Source organism: Anaerococcus kampingae (assembly GCF_046365475.1).
Classification (GTDB): domain Bacteria; phylum Bacillota; class Clostridia; order Tissierellales; family Peptoniphilaceae; genus Anaerococcus; species Anaerococcus kampingae.
In genome coordinates this window covers 66,202-83,723 of the sequence record NZ_JBGMEF010000018.1, presented here as the reverse complement: position 1 = coordinate 83,723, position 17,522 = coordinate 66,202, and the positions used below count along the sequence as shown (strand labels likewise).

Here is a 17,522-nt window from a genome sequence, read left to right as displayed (position 1 = left end):
TTTCAAGGTTTATTTTTATGGGAAAATCTTTCCAAGCACTATTTTAGGAATTTTCAAACTAAAAAACTGCTAAGGATGAGCTACATCCCTAGCAGTCTTAATTTAAGTAATAAATATCATCTGATGGTCTATTTCCAGAAAATATATTTTTATCAAGGCCCTCTAGCCTATCCATATATAACTGGAATACACCTTTCATTGTATCAGAAGTGATAAATACATTTTCCATTTTATTATAAATATCAATGGCATCAGCATTTGTAATATCATAATTGTCTATTATATTTTTTGATATAACTGTTGACTGGCTAATATTTTCTTGACTTTCCTTAAATTGTTTTAGAAAATTATCAAAGCTTTCTTTATTATCTTTTAGGAAATTATTATTTACAACAATGACCTCAGATAAATAATCTCCACTTGATTCAATATCTGAATTAGGTAAGAAAGATAAAATCTGTCTTAGATCGTAAAGATAATAATTCTTTTCTTCTATAGCCTTTGAATAATAGGGCTCAGATAAGAATGCAAAGACCTTGTCCATTTGTTTTAGATTGCTGAGTACCTCTTTCTGACTTGGGTAAGTTTCAACACTTACCTTCAAAAAAGTCTTCGCTAGACTAAGTTTTGACTCAACCATCTTATTCATTGACTCGTTCATATTTGGCATCATTATTGTAGAATTTTTAAGATCAGCAGGGCCATTTACCTGCCTATCACCTATAATATATATATCATTTAGTAAAGTAATTGCTGCAAGCTTTATTGAATGATCTGTTTTTTTGTATAAGTTTACAAGTTCATAAGCTGGTATGACTGCTACATCAAAGTCGAGTGTTTCTATTGATGAATAATCTTTGACTAGATCAATGGCATAGTCGTTATTATCTTTCTTTGACAAGTCATCCAAAATTATTGATGCTGCAAAACTAGTGGTTTTTACGTCAATCTTGCTTGATACTGGTTTTTTTTCTACATTTATGATCTCTTTTTTTGTTTGCTCGTCTATCTTATCTTTTTTTAAACACGATGTTAATATTAGAAGAGGAATTATTAGTGCTATTATTTTTTTAAAGCTATTCACTTATATTTCTCCTATCTTCTAGAGCTCTTTCAAGGGTCAGTTGGTCAAAATATTCTAATTGCGAACCGACTGGAATTCCTTGTGCTATCTTACTTATCTTAATATCTCTACCTTTAAGTAAATTAGTGATAAAAAGGATAGTTGTCTCACCTTCTATTGTTGAAGAAATTGCAAGGATTATCTCTCTAATATCTTCATTATCAAGCCTTTCTAGAAGCTTATCTATGTTTAACTTATCTGGGCCTATATCATCTGATGGCGATATAAGTCCTCCTAAAACATGGTATTTTCCCCTATAGGCTCCGGATTTTTCAATTGCTATTAGGTTTCTTACATCTTCTACTATGCATAAGTATTCTTCATCTCTTGTAAAATCCTTGCAAATTGAGCACACATCATCTTCTGTTAAATTTCCGCAAATCTTGCAATGATGAATCCTATTTTTAACTTCCATAAGGCTGTCTGAGAAGTCTTTTACACTTTTTATATCTTCATCGACTATACTCATGGCAAGTCTTTCCGCACTTTTTCTACCAATTGTGGGTAATCTTTGAAATTGCTCTATTAAGTTGTTTAATGATTCGGGTAGGATGGCCATTACATTAAACCAGGTATATTTATGCCACCTGTTAATCTGCCCATGTTTTCTTCATTGAATTTATCCGCTTGGTTGTTTGCATCATTGATAGCAACCATGATTAAATCTTGGAGCATATCCACATCTTCTGGATCTACAACATCAGGATTAATTTTTATTGATGTAACTACTTTCTTGCCAGTCACTGTAGCTTCTACTACACCGCCCCCTGCGCTTGCAGTAAATTCTTTTTCTTCTAATTCTTGTTGGGCTTTTTCCATTTCCTCTTGCATCTTCTTAACTTGTTTCATCATGTTATTCATATTTGGCATGCCGCCTCTAAAATTTCTTGCCATTATTTTCCTCCTATTTTATTATTAATTCATTATTAAATATATTTTGCAATTTCTCTATAGTCTTATCTTGATTTTTAGATTGTGTTTTTTCGCTAATATGTTCACTAACTACTTCAATATTAAAACTTATATCTTTTTCTAATAAATCTTTTAATTTTTCCTCAATCTCTTCTCTTTTGCTATCTAAAAAGAAAAAATAAAACTCATCTTTAATATTAAGACTTAACTTTTCACCTGTATACAAATAATTAAGACCTTCTTGATTAAATAAAGTATTTAACATAGTCCCTGAACTTGCAACTATTATATCAATCAGAGCATTTTCCTGATCTTTAGAAAGCCTAATATATGATTTGGAATTAGATTTTTCTTCTGTTTTTTCATTAGTTATAGGAATATTTTCTTCGTCTTTAGAATCTAGAGTAGGTTTTTCTATGCTAGATTCAATAGATTTTATAACAGGTTTATAATTCTTTAATTTATTTTCTATTATATTATTTACCAAATCTATTATATTTGATTCTCTATTTCTTTCTAGTTTTGACACTCTGCTTTCTATATTATTAGTGTCTACTGTATCTATTAGCCTTAAAATAAGCACATCTAAGAGAATATCAGTATTAGATGAAAGTCTAAGTTTATTAGCATATTCGTTTAAGATATCTAAACTTGTTAAAATTCTTGATAAATCAATCTTATCAATCTTTTCCTGTATTAATTTAAGCCTTTCTTCATTTTCAAATATAGATTCATCTTCTGTAGTCTTTAGAATCATCATATCCCTATAGAAGTTTATTAGAGCTTCTATAATATCAAGATTAGATTTTCCATCTTCTCTTATAAGTGTCAGAGTTTTTAAACTTGATTTTTGATCTTTTATGATAATTTCATTTATCAGCTTATCAATTTTTTTAAAATCTACAGACCCTAGAATGAATTCAACATCTTTTAGTTTAAATATTTTATTATTAAAAGATAAGACCTGGTCTAAGATGCTTAAAGCATCCCTCATAGCTCCTTTCGCCTTTCTTATAATTAAGTCGATGGCCTCATTTTCCATTTCTATATCTTTATCTTTTAAAATAATATTTATCTGTTCTTTTATTTTTACAGAATCAATCTTGTTAAATTCAAACTTCTGTACCCTCGACAAAATTGTTTTTGGAATCTTATCAATTTCTGTGGTAGCAAGAATAAAAACTAAATGTTTTGGTGGCTCTTCCATAATTTTAAGAAGGGCATTAAAAGCCTCTCTGGTAATCATATGGGCCTCATCTATTATGTAGACTTTATACTTTAGTTTAGAAGGTGGATAAATCACATTATCTTTTAGATTTCTAATATCATCTATTCTTCTATTACTAGCAGCATCCATTTCTACTACATCGAGTGTTGATTCATCTTCTATAGCCTTACAATTTTCGCATTCTAGGCAGGGAGAACCATCTTTGGGATGAAGGCAATTTATGGCCTTTGCAAAGATTTTGGCTGCTGAAGTTTTTCCGCAACCCCTTTCTCCAGCAAAAAGATAAGCGTGAGAAAAGTTATTGTTTATTAGCTGATTTCTTAAAACATTTACGACTTTATCTTGACCAAGAACTTCATCGAAGGTCTTTGGTCTATATTGTCTATATAAAGCTTTTGCCATACCTTTCCTTTCTATCTTATTTATTATACCATAGATTCTTATATTTATGGTAATATTTTCACTTTGCAATGTAGGATCTTTGGGGTATAGTAAGTTATTGTAGTATGGAGAGCTGTCCGAGTGGTTGAAGGAGCACGATTGGAAATCGTGTATACAGTTTATTTGTATCATGGGTTCAAATCCCATGCTCTCCGCCATGCACTAGACGGGGAACTAGCGGTGCCTTGTAACCTGCAATCCGCTACAGCAGGGTTTAATTCCTAGTGGAGGGCTTTTAGCAGATTAAAAGACTAATATATGCGGTGTTGATTGATAGATCTTACGCAACAGGAGACTGCGAACCATGTCAGGAGGGGAACCTAGCAGCATTAAGCAGCCACTTCTGTGTGCCGTAAGGCAACCTATCATGAGTCGGATATATTTGACACTATATTATGTTAATTGTTCGATGCTAGGTGTGCTTACATATACTTCAGACCAAACTTTATGATTGGTCTGAAGTTTTTTTATTTGCGTAAAAAGTGATATAATAATTATATAAGAAACTAAGGAGGGAAAATTGATAGGAAAAAATTTTGAAAAGCTATTTAATAGACCTACGCCTAACTTAATGATAGATTCATCCCTTGTAGCAGTAGTTAATCAAGAAGATACTTTGCTTCATGCTGTTCTTGTTTTATCTAACTCAGGTTACCAAATAATACCGGTTGTAGATGATGATAACTGCGTAAGGGGTCTTATTTCAATATCAAATATAGTAACTAGTTTTGATAACTTATCTCTTTTTGATGAAGATAAACTTAATAAACTTAAGGTAAGTCAAGTTATGAATCAAAAGGTACCAATCGTTTTTGATAATTATAAGCTTGAAGATGTAATCTCGCTTTTAATAGATAATAACTTTGTATGTGTGACCCTTAAAAATGGATATTTTTTAGGAATTATATCTAGAAAAACTGTACTCGAGAGATTTACTCAAGTTGCTCATAATATAGAAAGAGAATATGAATTAGTTGAAAGAAAGTTATAAAAATAAACTCCAAATCTCTATATAAATAAAAAAGATTTGGAGTTTTTGAATTTATTTAATTTTGAAAATTGCAGAGTTATAAGGAGCTAACCTGATATCCTCTCCTCTTTTTATAAGCCCATTTGTATTGCCATCTCCCATATATTTTAAATCATCAGTATTTATCAATTCTTCTAAATCATATGGAGCATTAATCTTATATTCAATATCTGTAAAGTTTGTTATGACTAGTAATTTTTCATTCTTATAAGTTCTCTCAAAGGCATATAAGCTGTAACCTTCTATATCTAATATATTAACATCTGAATCTGTATTACTTAAAGATTTATTATTTATAAATAATTGTGTTAAATCCTTATAAAAATCATTGAATTTGATTTGGTATTGGTCAAATTTTTCATAAGTAAATTCATCATATATTGAAAAAGTATCAAAATCTGCTAATTCATCCCCCATAAAGATAGTCTTGGTGGATTTTAAGCTGTATAAGAAGGTTAAAAGAGTCTTTAGCTGTTCAAATTTTCTATCATGAGAATACATCTTCATTGCAAGACTAGCTTCATTTACAATGCTATCTACATATGAAAAACCATGGATAATCTTATAAGTATCATTTGCTATCAAAGCTCTAACATAAGCTTGAAAATTTGCTCGATTTATAGGCTCTGTTTTAAATAATTCAATCATATTTTTAAATCTACTATCAAAAATATAATCAAAACTTAAATCTAAACCATCATAACTTCCATTAATTCCACCTATTGAAAAGGACTTATTTGCTTTAATTAAATCATTTATTTGGTTAATAAGGTCTAACCACTCTTGATTTATTCCCCTATTCCTGTCCCCTTGCCAAAAAATCATATTTTCAGCTGATGGGAAGAAAATTCCGTCAATATTTAGTACCTTAGTATAATATTCAACTAAAGATAAAATATAAGATCTTACCAATTCTTTTGTAGGGTCAAAATTTATAGCTCCAAAATAATTATATTTGATATTATCATAATCATAGTTGTATGAGTTTGTTCCATCAAATCTATCTAGATAAAGAAAGTCTGGATCAAACTCAGCTATATCAAGCTCAACAATTATTCCGATTTTTTCTTTGTGTAATTTATCTATAAATTCTTTAAAGTCATTTAAATCCCCATATCTAGAGGAAAATGCAAAATGCCCTATAGAAGAATATCCCATTTGCTTATAATTTTTATATTCACTTATTGGCATAAGCTGAACATGAGAAAAATTATTTTCTTTGGCATGTTTAACTATTTGATCATAGATTTTGGATTTGTCCTTGTTAGATCTGAACATAGCTCCTAGATGAATTTGGTATATATTTTTAGCTTCATTTTTAGATTTCTTATATTTAAATTTATAGCCTTCATCAAGAATAAAGGATGTACCCTCATCTAGATTGATTTTTTTGGAATAAGGATCTAGTTTTTTGTAAGAATTACCATCCTTATCAATAATTTCATATTCATATTCATCAAGATTTTTAGCATTTTCAATTGTTACAGAAAAGACTCCCGTGCTATATTTACGCATAGGAGTCTTCTCCCACTTATTGAAGTCTCCAGCAATATAAGCTTCTTTTGCATTCGGTGCTAGAAGTCTAAAAATATAATCATTTGATTTTCTCTTATGAGCTCCAAAAAATTCATATCCATCCGTAGATATTCCATTTAAATAATCTCTAGTATTCATTATTATTCCTTTCTTAATAATCAGTCATAAGCTTCATAAGCTTTAATCATAGCCTGGGCTACTTCTATCATCATCCAATCTACCTTTTTAGACCAATCTTTGTCAGTTGCATAAAGTGTACCAATTCCAGAGGTAGAAACACCATTATAAAACTTACCTTCTTTATTGAGGTATTCGTTTTTTAAATGTTTTGCTACTGTATCAATAGATGCTCTCTCATTTTCAAAGTCTGTAGCTTGATTGTATGGATCATAATCATAGGCATTGAATCCAAAAAGATTTTTCTTATTCTTGTAAAGCTCACTTGTACCATTTCCAGTTTCATGCTTAGCCATGGCCATAAGTAGTATTGGATTTATTTCTACATCTTCACTTACTTCTTTAAAATCCTTGCCTAAGGATTTTAGGTTTGTACCTGCAAGGCCCCACTCTAATTCTTCGGCTGTAAAATTAGTAGGATTTAAGAGATAGAAATAATTTTTTTCTGATATTTTTGCTGATCCCTTGTCTCTAAATTCTTCAAGGTCTTTTTTTAATTTATTAAATCTTATATCTCTCATATCTTTTAGATTGTAAGTTTCTGCTGAAATTTGCCTAAGACCATCAAGCAGAGAATCTTTTGTAGGCTTTTTAGCCTTATCAGCATAAGAAATTTTTGCAAAATTTATAAAGGATATGACTATTGCCATTAAAAATATAAAACTATTAAATATACTCTTTTTATATATCATAAGTCTCCTTTAATATATCATTATAATAAAATTATATCCTTAATGACCTAATTATCAAGATTAGAACTTTCTTGAGCCTGGTTTTACAGCTGGTATATCCTTTAAATTTTCTGGAATATTATCAGGATCCCATGCATTTACTTCAATTTTTGTAGCTGATATTAAGGCAAGTCCATTTATTTCATCCTTATTTGACCTATTTACAATGGATGTTAGAGCTACTACTTCTCCCCCACACTTGTTTATTACATCTACGGTTTCAAAAGAAGACTTACCTGTAGTTATTACATCCTCCACGATGATTACTTTTTGGCCTTTTTTGATGTCAAAACCACGTCTAAGAGTCATCACGTTGTTTTCTCTTTCTGTAAATATAGCATCTACCCCTAGTGCTCTAGCTAGTTCATAGGCTATAATTATTCCGCCCATAGCTGGACCTACACATAAGTCTACATTAATTCCAGCTTCTTTTATTTTTCCTGCAATTATTTCAGCCACTTCTTGACAATAAACAGGATTTTGTATAAGTTTTGCACATTGAACATATTTATCAGAGTGCTTACCGCTTGATAAAATAAAATGTCCTTCTAAAAGTGCATCAGATTTTTTTAATAATTCTACTGTTCTATCCATAATTTACTCCTATAATATTCCTATAATCTCATTTATATCAGATATTTTATTATCTTCAAGATATTTTTCTAAACCATCTACTATATCAATCATTGTTTCAAGTCTTTTAAAATTAGCTGTTCCCACTTGGATGGCCTTGGCTCCGACCATCAAAAATTCAAGAGCATCTTCTACATTCATTATTCCACCCATGGCGATAACAGGAAGTTTTACAGCATTTACTACTTCATAAGTCATCCTTAGGGCTATTGGTTTAATTGCAGGACCTGATAGGCCTGCTGTTTTGTTATTAAAAACAAATTTTTTCCTTTTTATGTCAACAGCCATTGCATTAAAGGTATTTACTAAGGATATGCTGTCAGCTCCCTCACTTTCAGCAATTTTTGCAAATTCACCTATGCTTGTTACATTTGGTGATAATTTTACAATTAGAGGCTTTTTTGTAGCCTTTCTTACCTGTTTTATGACTTCTTTTGCTTTGTGAGGATCTGTTCCAAAGGCCATGCCACCTTCTTTTAGGTTGGGGCATGAGATATTAAGCTCAATCATATCGACATCGCTATCTTCTAATTTGCTTGCCCCAATTCTATAATCATCATAAGAATGGCCTCCAAGATTAGCAATTACAACAGGTTGGTATTTTCTCATAAAAATAAGTTCATTTTCTATAAAATGATCTACACCAGGATTTTGAAGGCCTATGGAATTCATAATTCCGGCAGGTGTTTCATATATTCTTATGCCAGGATTGCCTGGATTTTTCTTAAGAGTTAGGCCTTTAGAAGATATGCCGCCAAGCTTATTTATATCTATGTAATTAGAAAATTCTTCTCCAAAACCAAAGGTACCACTTGCTGCTATTACAGGATTTTTAAAGTCTACTCCAGCTATATTTACTTTTAAACTCATCCATATATCCTTTCTGCATCAAATACTGGCCCATCTTTACAAACTCTTACAAATTCTCCCTCACTGTTTTCTACTGTACAGCCTAAGCAGGCCCCAATCCCACAGGCCATATGAGCTTCCATTGATATTTCGACTTTAGCCCTTGTATTTTGATCCCAAAGGGCCTTGAGCATTGGATTTGGACCACAAGCATAAATCATGTCATATTCATCTAAATCTATCTTTTCTAAGATAAACTTATTTTCATCCCTTTCAGAACTTGTTACTATTTTTTTTACAAAAGGTTTAAAATTTTCTACGAAATATTGGTCATCGGCAAAACCGGCATAAAAATCTGCTTTAGTATCAAGATTTTTAGCAAGTTCCAATAGTGGCGCAATACCAATTCCACCAGCTACTATGGCGATTTTCTTTTCACTACTTAAAGAAAATCCATTTCCCAGTGGGCCTAGAACTGATACATCATCACCCTTTTTTAGTCGGCCTATAAGCTTAGTTGCCTTACCTACGACTTGGCATAGGAAAACCAGCCTATCTTCCCTTTGGTCGCATATGCCAAAGGGTCTGGCAAGAATAGGGTCATCTCTAAAAGAATCTGCCCTTAACATAAAAAATTGGCCAGGCTTACCCTTAAGATTTACATCTAGGCTAATTTGTAAAATACCTGGTGCAATCTCAATATTTTCAATAACTTTGCATGGTCTATATGTTTGCATTTTTAGATATTTCCTTATAAGTTTCTATTGTTTTTTCTCTAGCGTATTTGCCTACATTTGTTTTGCCATCATCATAATTCATCCAGTTTTTGAGGATGGCACGTGATGAATTTACAACTCCTGCATTTAAATCATTTAAAAGCTTATACACATTCATAGAATCAGCTGCTTGGGCTCCAAAACCAGGTATTAAAAAGAACATATTTTTATATCTTTCTCTGATTTTTTCTACCTCTTGGCTATGGGTAGCACCTACTACAAGGCCTACAGGTCCGTAGCCATTTTCTCCTATATATTTGTCATTAATTTCTTTTAGCCTATCGCCAATTGTATAAAATAGTTCCTCACCATTTACATCTAGGACTTCAAAGTCATTGGCTCCTGGATTTGAAGTTCTAAGTAAAACAAAAACTCCCTTTTTGCCGGATGCTAAATATTTTTCGTAAGGCTCAATTGAATCCATACCCATATATGGATTTAAGGTTATAAAGTCAACCTCAAAGTCTCCTTCAAAGTGAGCTTTAGCATACATTGTTGCAGAGGCTGCTATGTCTGATCTTTTAACATCCCCTATGCTAAGCAAATCATTATCCCTTAGGTAATCAAGGGTATTTTTATAAGCTAGCATTCCTTCTAAGCCATATGATTCATAATAAGCAATTTGAAGCTTATAGATAGCACACACATCTTTTGTTGCATCTATAATTTTCTTATTATAGGCAAACAAGGCATCAGATGTTGATTTTCCTTCCTTAATCTCATCAGGTATATAATCAAGAGATGTGTCAAGTCCTACGCAAACAAAGCCTAATTTGTCGATTCTTTCATATAGTTTATCAATTATGTTCATATTTTAAAATACCCTTTCTGTAGACTTTTTGAATTTGTCCATATAGTTTTTTATCAATCATAAGTGAATTTTTAGATTTTGACCTAATATCCTCTTCTTTATAAATATAGGATTTATCAAGATCAATTAGATTAAAATCAGCAAGATAGCCTGGGTCTAATTTTCCTTTTTTAATACCCAAAATTTCTGAAGGCTTTGTGGACATAATTTTTATCAGTTGGTTTAGAGAAATAAGACCAGATTTTACCAAAACTTCATGGCAAGTTGAAAAGGATGTTTCTATCCCTATAAAGCCTGGAGCTCCCTTTTCCTTTTCTTCTTTTGAATGAGGGGCATGGTCTGTCGCAATTGCATCCACATAGCCTTCTTTTATCATTTCTAGTAAAAATAGCCTATCCTCCTCTTTTCTAATTGGAGGATTAACCTTCATTTCATCTCTGGCTTTTTCGCTAAAGTATAAGTGGTGGGGTGTTACTTCACAAGTTATTTTAGCCCCCAGGTCCTTAAAATATTTTATTGCTGTCATTGCTCCCTTTGTTGAAACGTGGGAAAAATGAACTGGCATATCAAGCTTATAAGCATAGTAGCAATCCCTAAGGGTCATGGCATCTTCAGCAACTTCATAATCTATAGCTGATACGCCTGCCACTTCTTCATGAAGGGTCATGTTTACTCCAAGCTCTCTTGCCTTAAGCATGGCCTTATACATAACTTCCCCATCATCTACCCCGTGGCCATCATCAGAGATAAACTTAACTGAGTGAGGCATGGTTTCAAGATGGTCTAAGCTTTTACCATCAAAATTTTTGGTTATGGTATAAACTTGATCTATCCCAATTAAATCAAGTTCTACTGCTCTTTTTATTATATCTTCATAGATTTCAACTGATGATACAGTAGGCTTGGTATTGCCCATAAGAAGGACATTTGTAACTCCTCCTTTTAGGGCAGCAAGAGATCCTGTTTTTAGGTCTTCTTTGTAGGTAAAACCTGGATCTCTAAAGTGTACGTGAAGGTCTGTAAAAGATGGCATAAGAGCTAGGTTTTGGCAGTCAATTATTTCATCTGCCTCATCCCTAGAAAATTCTTCTACGATTACCCCATCTTCCACAAAGATTTCTTCACGTGTAATCTTTACATCATCAAATCCATAAAAATTTGTAAAAATTTGCTTCATTTTATTCTTCCACATCGTAAATGTGTCCACAGAAGGCACATTTATATGTTTTATCTTCTCTATTTATCAAAATAAACTCACTAGACACTTCTCTTTCGCTAGTTGATACACATTTTGGATTCTGGCATGTTAAGATATCAACAGCTTTTTCAGGAAGTTTTAATTCAAGTTTTTCAACAACTTTTTCATCTTTTATGATATTAACTGTGGCTGTAGGATCTATTATTGATACAGCATCTAAATTTATTTTGATATTATTTGCAATCTTTAAAATATCTTTTTTACCAAATCTGGTTGAGCTTGCATTTAATATTATTGCTATTTCGCTATCTAGGTCTTCTAAATCTAATAGTTCGTAGATTTTCATACCTAGACCTGCTCTTATATGGTCTATTACAATTCCGTCTTTTATACTAGTAATCTCAAGCATTGTTTGCCTCCAAAAGTTTTATAATTAGTGCCATTCTTACATACATACCAAATTTAACTTGTTGAAAATATACTGCTCTTGGGTCCCTATCTACTTCTTTTGCAATTTCATTAACCCTTGGTAGTGGGTGAAGGACTATCATATCTTCTCTTGCTTGGCTCATTTTTTCCTTATTTAAAAGATATGAGTCCTTAAGCCTTGTATATTGGGCATCTGAATAGAATCTTTCCTTTTGGATTCTTGTCATGTACAATATATCAATCTTATCAATTACTGCATCAAGAGATCTGACTTCTTCATATTCATTGTTTTCATCAAAAACTTCTTCTTTTACATATTGAGGAAGTTTTAATTCATCAGGTGATATAAGGATGAATTTATTATTTGAAAATAGGTTTAAGACCTTGATAAGTGAGTGAACAGTCCTGCCATATTTAAGGTCACCGCATATGCCTATTACATGGTTATCAAGACTCTCCTTATAATTTGAAATTGTTAGGATGTCTGTAAGGGTTTGAGTTGGATGTTGGTGGCCCCCATCACCTGCATTTATTATTGGACAATCAGCAGCAAGACTAGCAAGATATGCTGCACCTTCTTGAGGGTGGCGCATGGCTATTATATCTGCATATTGGCTTACAGTTCTAACTGTATCTTGTAAACTTTCTCCCTTAGTTGTTGAAGAATTGCTAGAGTCTGAAAAACCTATTACAGAACCACCTAATCTTAGCATTGCTGATTCAAATGATAGTCTTGTCCTTGTTGAAGGCTCAAAAAAAAGAGTCCCCAATATCTTCCCATCTGCATAATGAGAAAAATCGGTAGGACTCTTATAAATATCATTTCCTAGTTCTATAATTTCAAGCAAATCTTCTTTTGACAAATCGTGCGAATTTAATAAATTTTTTATAGAAATCATATTCATCTCCTTAGATTTTTTAAAACTATACCAGGAAATTTTTATCTGTCAAAATTATAACTCGCTTATTAGATCAGAAATTGATTTTGTAGTGACCTTATCCCTATCAATGCCTAAATCATCGAGTATTTCATCGATTTTTGATTGGTTAGTAAATTCAATCTCTAGATATGGATGAGGATAGGTTGCCTTATCCCAAGTGTCAATATCAAATCTTTGACCCTTATATCTATAGGATATTCTTTGCTTTTGGCCCTTATATTTTATCTTCACGCCAATCCTATCTAGGATTTGGGTCATCATAGTTACAGAATCAATTCTTGTTGTAAATTCGTTGTTAATCCTTACATCTTCGGAATTTTTCATCTCTTTGAAGGTAAGCTCAATTGATTCTCTCTTTCCTTCAATATAAGTTTCCCTTATCCTAAGATAGCCTGTGTCAAAGTCTTCAGAATTTTTTGGAGCAAAAGTGTAATTTACTTGTTTTTCTTCAACAATCTTTTCCGCCCCTAATTCAATCAGTTCTTGTTCAAGTTTTTCTGGTATTATATCTAATACCTTTATTTCTATTTCTCTTTGCATTATTTAATCCTCACTGGCTTAAAATCTATGTAATCGCCCGAAGCACACACAAGATTAATGCCATCTATATTCCCTTCTCTTATAAGTCTATGACCACTTCCATGGAGGTGTCCATAGATAATTGTATCAGTATTGTAATTTTTTGCCAAATCAAAAAATTCATTAAGACTTCCATCGCCATTGATTGGTGGGTAATGAAAGTTAATGATTAACTTTTTATCTTGTCTGGAAGATTCTATGGAATTTTGAAGCCTTAATAATTCTCTAGCAAATATCTTCTCATCATGGTCATCAAAATCTCTAGAATCTCTTGATATCCAGCCCCTAGTACCACATATTATATAGTCTTCTATTTCAAAGGAATTGTTTTGCAAAAATTCGATAGTTGAAAAACCAAGCTGTTTGAGCTTATTTAAGGTAGACCACCAATAATCGTGGTTGCCCTTCATTAAAATTTTCCTTCCAGGAAGCTTTTCTAATTTTTCAAGGTCAATTTTTGCATGATCAATATCCATTGCCCAAGAAATATCGCCAGGAATTAAGACTGTATCTCCATCTTTTATTAGCTTATTCCAATTATTAAAAATTTTCTCTTGATAATTTTTCCAAGCATCGCCAAAGACTTCCATAGATTTTTCTTCTGTGTAGTCTAGATGCAAGTCTGCGATAGCATATATCATCTATCCTCCAAATTTATTACTTTTACTTCAATATTTTCACTTAAGAAAAATTCTTCCTCTCTCCTATGGCAGGTAAAATAGACTATTTGCTTATCCCTTGCCATGTCAAGAAGAACGAATAAAAATCTGATCAATCTTTCAATGTCATAATTAATAAAGGCATCATCAAATATCATAAAAACTTGTCCAAAGCTCTCGTTAACTAGGTTAAGCTTTAGGGCAAGATTTAATTGGTCAAAAAAGCCCTGAGATAATTGATTTAGATCAAAAGAATTAAAATTTTTATCTCTAATATCAATATTTAGGTCAGAATCATAGGAAACCTTAAAATTATTCCTGCTAATGCTTGTAATTAAAGAATTAATTTTTCTATTTAATTTTGCCATATCATTTTTGTTTTCATCAGCTATAGCTAAAATAGTAGTTTTGGCAAGGTCGATTGCTTCTTTTTCTCTTACAATTTCTTGAAATTTTCCCTCTAAATATTTAAGCTCATCCTTATAATCAACTTCTTTTCTTAGCTTATCATCAATTAATAAAAGTTCTTTCTCCCTAGCGTTAAGAAATGTTTTTAAGTTTTTAATCTCTTTATCTAAGCTATCAATCTCTTCCTGAGCTTTTATATTATCATAAGATTCAAAATCAAAATCATATTCTAAGTCATGGTCTAGAGCTGTTAGGTCTTGTTTTTTTATAATTGATACAACTTCTTCTATTTTTTCTTTTTCTTCTAATAAGGACTTGTATTTTAAAAATCTCATCCTTAGCCTATTATACTCAGCTAAGTTATTTACTCCAAGTCGTATAAAATCAGGCTCGTCCTTCTCTTTTCTATCCTTAAATAAGAAAAATAAAGTAGGAATTATAAGCAAAAGCAAATAGAGCTTTCTTGTAAAAATACTAAGACCGATTATTAATAATAGAAAAATATAAAATACATAGATATACCTAATAGACGCTTGGTCTTTGTGATCAATTTTTATATCTTCAAAATCCTCACTCCTGTAGGATTTTAGATCTTCATATTTTTTTAGATCTTGATCAAGTTCATATAACTTATCTACCCATTTTTTATAATCCTTGTAGTTTTGGTCAGACCTTAGCGAATTGAATATTTCATTCTCATCTTTTAAATTTTTATATTTTACTTCAAGCTTTTGAAGTTTTTCCCTATTTATGTCTAAACTTTGAAATTCTTTTCTAAATTTTGCCTTAAGACTTTCTATTTCATTTAAGATATCTTTAATCTCTGTGATTTTTTCTTTAATTTTATAATAAGGCTTGGTGTAGGCCCTTTCTGTACCAAGGTCAGCTTGCTTTTTATCTAGGATTTCTATAGCGCTTTTAATAGAAAAATTATAGTCAATATCCTTGCTTGCTAGCTTTTCTATTACTTTTTTCTTGCTATCAGCAGATGTAACTTGCATCTGGTAGGAAGATATAAAATTTTGATAGAGATCATAATCCAAATTTAAGAAATATTTGCCAGGATAAGCTAGGTCACTGGCTTTAGTGTCAAGCTCTAATCCTTTGCTAAGGTTATAAATCTTGTAGGCACCACTATCAAAATCCCTATCAAGTCTGAAATTCTCCCAATCCTTATAAATAATTAAGCTACCAGCATAGATATAGGCTTCTTTGGGCCTATATATTTCTCTTTTTGATGAAAAACTAATTCTCTGCTTGCCCTCATCGAAACCATAAAACATCCCCTCAATGAAATTTTTAATAGTAGACTTACCCGACTCATTTAGGCCATAAATAAGATTAAATTCCTTGTCTAATGTAATTTTCTTATTTATAAATTTACCAAAGGCCTTTATATTTAATTCCTTTATATATAAGTCAGTCATTTTGGCTCCTAAATAAGGCTTCTAGGCCTAAATCTAAGGCTCTACTAGATATTTCATCATCTTTGCCCTCAAATTTCTCTAAAAATTTTGAAAGAATTGAATTAGGATAAAGACTTGCAAGTTTTTTATAATCAATTTGCTCATTTATTTTTAAATCTATATCGTAAGCATTAACATTTTTTCTAAAAGAATTTAGAGAGATGTTCTTGTCTGTCCTTAGTCTTAAAAAATTTATCTTATCTTCTAACTTAGAATTAATATAATCAACCAAGTCATCTTGATTATTAAAATCACTTGGGTCTATATTTAAATCATAAAATTTCATTAGCGATGAATCTACATAAGAAACCTTTCCCTCATCATATTTAATATAACCAAAGTCATAAAGGTCGCTATAATCCATAGGCTCGATTGCTCCTGCATAATAAATATTATCATAAAGCTTATCTCTCTTGTGAATGTGACCTAAGGCTACATAGTCAAAGCCAAGATTTTTAAGCTTTCCTATATCTAAATTTAAGTATGATGAGTTTTTATTATAGACATCCCCGTGGACAAGTAAAATATTAAAATATGAATCTTCTAAATCTATATCATAAGGAAAATCCTTATTATAAATCCTATCCACGTATGAAAGTCCATAAACTCTTATATTATCGATCTCAAAATAAGAAAGATCATCGTCCCAAAAAATGTGTAAATTATCTGGTTTATTTTTTAGATAAAGATAATTATCCCTTCCTATATAATCGTGATTTCCTGCAACATAAAAGACATCTTTTTTAAAAGCACCAATTTTTTCAAATAGGTCTTTGTAATCATTTAGGGTAAAATAATCCCTCTCGTAAAGGTCTCCGGCAATTAAAATAAAATCAGCATCTTGGTTCTCTTCTAAGATTTTATAAAAAGATTCTTTATTTTTCTTTCTGATGAGAGAAGATAGGTCTGATTTAAAATTTAAATTATCTGCCAGATGAACATCTGCTAGATGGATAAATTTCATATTAGGTTGACACTTTCTATAAGTCTTTTGCCATCTTCAATCTTATAAACTGTAAGTGATCCATTATCTATCCAAAATGATGGCCAATTATCAAGATCTTTTAATATCCAAAATAGTGATGATCTTATGGCAATCCCGTGGCTTATTATTAAGATTGTCTTATCTTCCTTGGATTTTTCTTCAAGAAAATCTCCTACTCTTTTTATTACATCAAGCCTTGATTCTCCATTTGGATATTTTAGGCCAAAATAGTCTGACTTTTCCTTTATAAAAAATTCCTTTTCATTTTCTCTTACATCAACAAGGCTTCTGCCCTTAAAGTCGCCAAAGTTCATCTCATTTAAGCGTCCATCGCTTTTGTAATCTTTATAGCCCAGGTAGTCCGCAGTTTCTTTTGCCCTATAAAGGTTTGATGTGTAAACTTCATCTATTTGATAATTTTTAAGTAATTCTTTTGTCCTATCTAATATGTATAGGCCACTTTGTTCTAATTTTGTCTCATCAATAGAGTAGACCATCTTCATATTAGCTTCTGTTAATCCGTGTCTTACTAAAATAATTTTCATAATTCACCTCCCTATAATTATAGCAAAGATTCAAATTTTATCTAGGAATAAAAAGAAAAAAGACG

General features: G+C 31.3%; 19 protein-coding genes, 1 tRNA gene and 1 other RNA gene. 3 read left to right on the top strand and 18 right to left on the bottom strand.

What is annotated here, in order from left to right:
- Positions 1 to 97: 97 nt before the first annotated feature.
- Genes ACCQ42_RS04205 through dnaX form a run of 4 tightly spaced genes read right to left on the bottom strand, consistent with a single transcriptional unit; the run spans position 98 to position 3,665 of the window.
- The gene (locus ACCQ42_RS04205; RefSeq protein WP_410035485.1) at positions 98 to 1,084 is read right to left on the bottom strand and encodes a substrate-binding domain-containing protein; all 987 of its coding nucleotides are present in this window, start codon (positions 1,082 to 1,084) and stop codon (positions 98 to 100) included.
- Positions 1,077 to 1,682 (bottom strand): recombination mediator RecR, encoded by a 606-nt coding sequence (recR, locus tag ACCQ42_RS04200; RefSeq protein ID WP_410035484.1) that lies wholly within the window; start codon positions 1,680 to 1,682, stop codon positions 1,077 to 1,079. Before recR ends, ACCQ42_RS04205 begins: the two co-directional genes overlap by 8 nt.
- On the bottom strand, positions 1,682 to 2,017 hold the full coding sequence (locus tag ACCQ42_RS04195) for a YbaB/EbfC family nucleoid-associated protein (RefSeq protein ID WP_106460119.1): 336 nt from the start codon (positions 2,015 to 2,017) through the stop codon (positions 1,682 to 1,684). Before ACCQ42_RS04195 ends, recR begins: the two co-directional genes overlap by 1 nt.
- A gap of 10 nt (positions 2,018 to 2,027) precedes the next feature.
- A complete protein-coding gene (gene dnaX / locus ACCQ42_RS04190; RefSeq protein WP_410035483.1) occupies positions 2,028 to 3,665 on the bottom strand; it encodes a DNA polymerase III subunit gamma/tau in 1,638 nt (545 codons plus the stop codon).
- 106 nt (positions 3,666 to 3,771) lie between these two features.
- Here dnaX and ACCQ42_RS04185 point away from each other — a divergent pair.
- The 3 genes from ACCQ42_RS04185 (at position 3,772) to cbpB (ending at position 4,695) form a co-directional block, all read left to right on the top strand.
- Positions 3,772 to 3,862, top strand: a tRNA-Ser gene (locus tag ACCQ42_RS04185).
- Positions 3,862 to 4,128, top strand: an RNA gene (gene ffs / locus ACCQ42_RS04180) — signal recognition particle sRNA large type. The genes ACCQ42_RS04185 and ffs overlap by 1 nt, the downstream gene beginning before the upstream one ends.
- Before the next feature lie 96 nt (positions 4,129 to 4,224).
- Entirely contained in the window at positions 4,225 to 4,695 is a 471-nt protein-coding gene (gene cbpB / locus ACCQ42_RS04175) for a cyclic-di-AMP-binding protein CbpB (protein ID WP_265212370.1), read from the top strand.
- A gap of 51 nt (positions 4,696 to 4,746) precedes the next feature.
- Here cbpB and ACCQ42_RS04170 read toward each other — a convergent pair whose 3' ends face one another.
- The 14 genes from ACCQ42_RS04170 to ACCQ42_RS04105 are packed head-to-tail and all read right to left on the bottom strand — an operon-like array spanning position 4,747 to position 17,457.
- A complete protein-coding gene (locus ACCQ42_RS04170; protein WP_410035482.1) occupies positions 4,747 to 6,408 on the bottom strand; it encodes a GlgB N-terminal domain-containing protein in 1,662 nt (553 codons plus the stop codon).
- A 20-nt stretch (positions 6,409 to 6,428) separates the two neighbouring features.
- Positions 6,429 to 7,139: a glucosaminidase domain-containing protein gene (locus ACCQ42_RS04165; protein ID WP_106460116.1), complete on the bottom strand. Its 711-nt coding sequence runs from the start codon at positions 7,137 to 7,139 to the stop codon at positions 6,429 to 6,431.
- A gap of 60 nt (positions 7,140 to 7,199) precedes the next feature.
- Positions 7,200 to 7,772 carry an orotate phosphoribosyltransferase gene (gene pyrE / locus ACCQ42_RS04160; protein ID WP_106460115.1) on the bottom strand — a complete coding sequence of 191 codons (573 nt, stop codon included), beginning with the start codon at positions 7,770 to 7,772 and terminating at the stop codon, positions 7,200 to 7,202.
- A gap of 9 nt (positions 7,773 to 7,781) precedes the next feature.
- On the bottom strand, positions 7,782 to 8,681 hold the full coding sequence (locus ACCQ42_RS04155; RefSeq protein WP_410035481.1) for a dihydroorotate dehydrogenase: 900 nt from the start codon (positions 8,679 to 8,681) through the stop codon (positions 7,782 to 7,784).
- On the bottom strand, positions 8,678 to 9,397 hold the full coding sequence (locus ACCQ42_RS04150; RefSeq protein WP_410035480.1) for a dihydroorotate dehydrogenase electron transfer subunit: 720 nt from the start codon (positions 9,395 to 9,397) through the stop codon (positions 8,678 to 8,680). Before ACCQ42_RS04150 ends, ACCQ42_RS04155 begins: the two co-directional genes overlap by 4 nt.
- Positions 9,384 to 10,247: an orotidine-5'-phosphate decarboxylase gene (pyrF, locus tag ACCQ42_RS04145; RefSeq protein WP_410035479.1), complete on the bottom strand. Its 864-nt coding sequence runs from the start codon at positions 10,245 to 10,247 to the stop codon at positions 9,384 to 9,386. The genes ACCQ42_RS04150 and pyrF overlap by 14 nt, the downstream gene beginning before the upstream one ends.
- The gene (locus tag ACCQ42_RS04140; RefSeq protein ID WP_410035478.1) at positions 10,234 to 11,424 is read right to left on the bottom strand and encodes a dihydroorotase; all 1,191 of its coding nucleotides are present in this window, start codon (positions 11,422 to 11,424) and stop codon (positions 10,234 to 10,236) included. Before ACCQ42_RS04140 ends, pyrF begins: the two co-directional genes overlap by 14 nt.
- Before the next feature lies 1 nt (position 11,425).
- Positions 11,426 to 11,854 (bottom strand): aspartate carbamoyltransferase regulatory subunit, encoded by a 429-nt coding sequence (locus tag ACCQ42_RS04135; protein ID WP_410035477.1) that lies wholly within the window; start codon positions 11,852 to 11,854, stop codon positions 11,426 to 11,428.
- A complete protein-coding gene (gene pyrB, locus ACCQ42_RS04130; RefSeq protein WP_410035476.1) occupies positions 11,847 to 12,773 on the bottom strand; it encodes an aspartate carbamoyltransferase in 927 nt (308 codons plus the stop codon). The genes ACCQ42_RS04135 and pyrB overlap by 8 nt, the downstream gene beginning before the upstream one ends.
- Positions 12,774 to 12,827: 54 nt before the next feature.
- The gene (locus ACCQ42_RS04125) at positions 12,828 to 13,355 is read right to left on the bottom strand and encodes a class IV adenylate cyclase (protein ID WP_265212382.1); all 528 of its coding nucleotides are present in this window, start codon (positions 13,353 to 13,355) and stop codon (positions 12,828 to 12,830) included.
- Positions 13,355 to 14,035, bottom strand: a complete 681-nt coding sequence (locus ACCQ42_RS04120; protein ID WP_410035475.1) for a metallophosphoesterase — start codon at positions 14,033 to 14,035, stop codon at positions 13,355 to 13,357. The genes ACCQ42_RS04125 and ACCQ42_RS04120 overlap by 1 nt, the downstream gene beginning before the upstream one ends.
- Positions 14,032 to 15,888, bottom strand: a complete 1,857-nt coding sequence (locus tag ACCQ42_RS04115; RefSeq protein ID WP_410035474.1) for an ATP-binding protein — start codon at positions 15,886 to 15,888, stop codon at positions 14,032 to 14,034. Before ACCQ42_RS04115 ends, ACCQ42_RS04120 begins: the two co-directional genes overlap by 4 nt.
- Entirely contained in the window at positions 15,881 to 16,891 is a 1,011-nt protein-coding gene (locus ACCQ42_RS04110) for a metallophosphoesterase family protein (protein ID WP_265212386.1), read from the bottom strand. Before ACCQ42_RS04110 ends, ACCQ42_RS04115 begins: the two co-directional genes overlap by 8 nt.
- Positions 16,888 to 17,457, bottom strand: coding sequence for a histidine phosphatase family protein (locus tag ACCQ42_RS04105; RefSeq protein ID WP_106460104.1), 570 nt, complete (start codon positions 17,455 to 17,457; stop codon positions 16,888 to 16,890). The genes ACCQ42_RS04110 and ACCQ42_RS04105 overlap by 4 nt, the downstream gene beginning before the upstream one ends.
- Between the last annotated feature and the right edge of the window lie 65 nt (positions 17,458 to 17,522).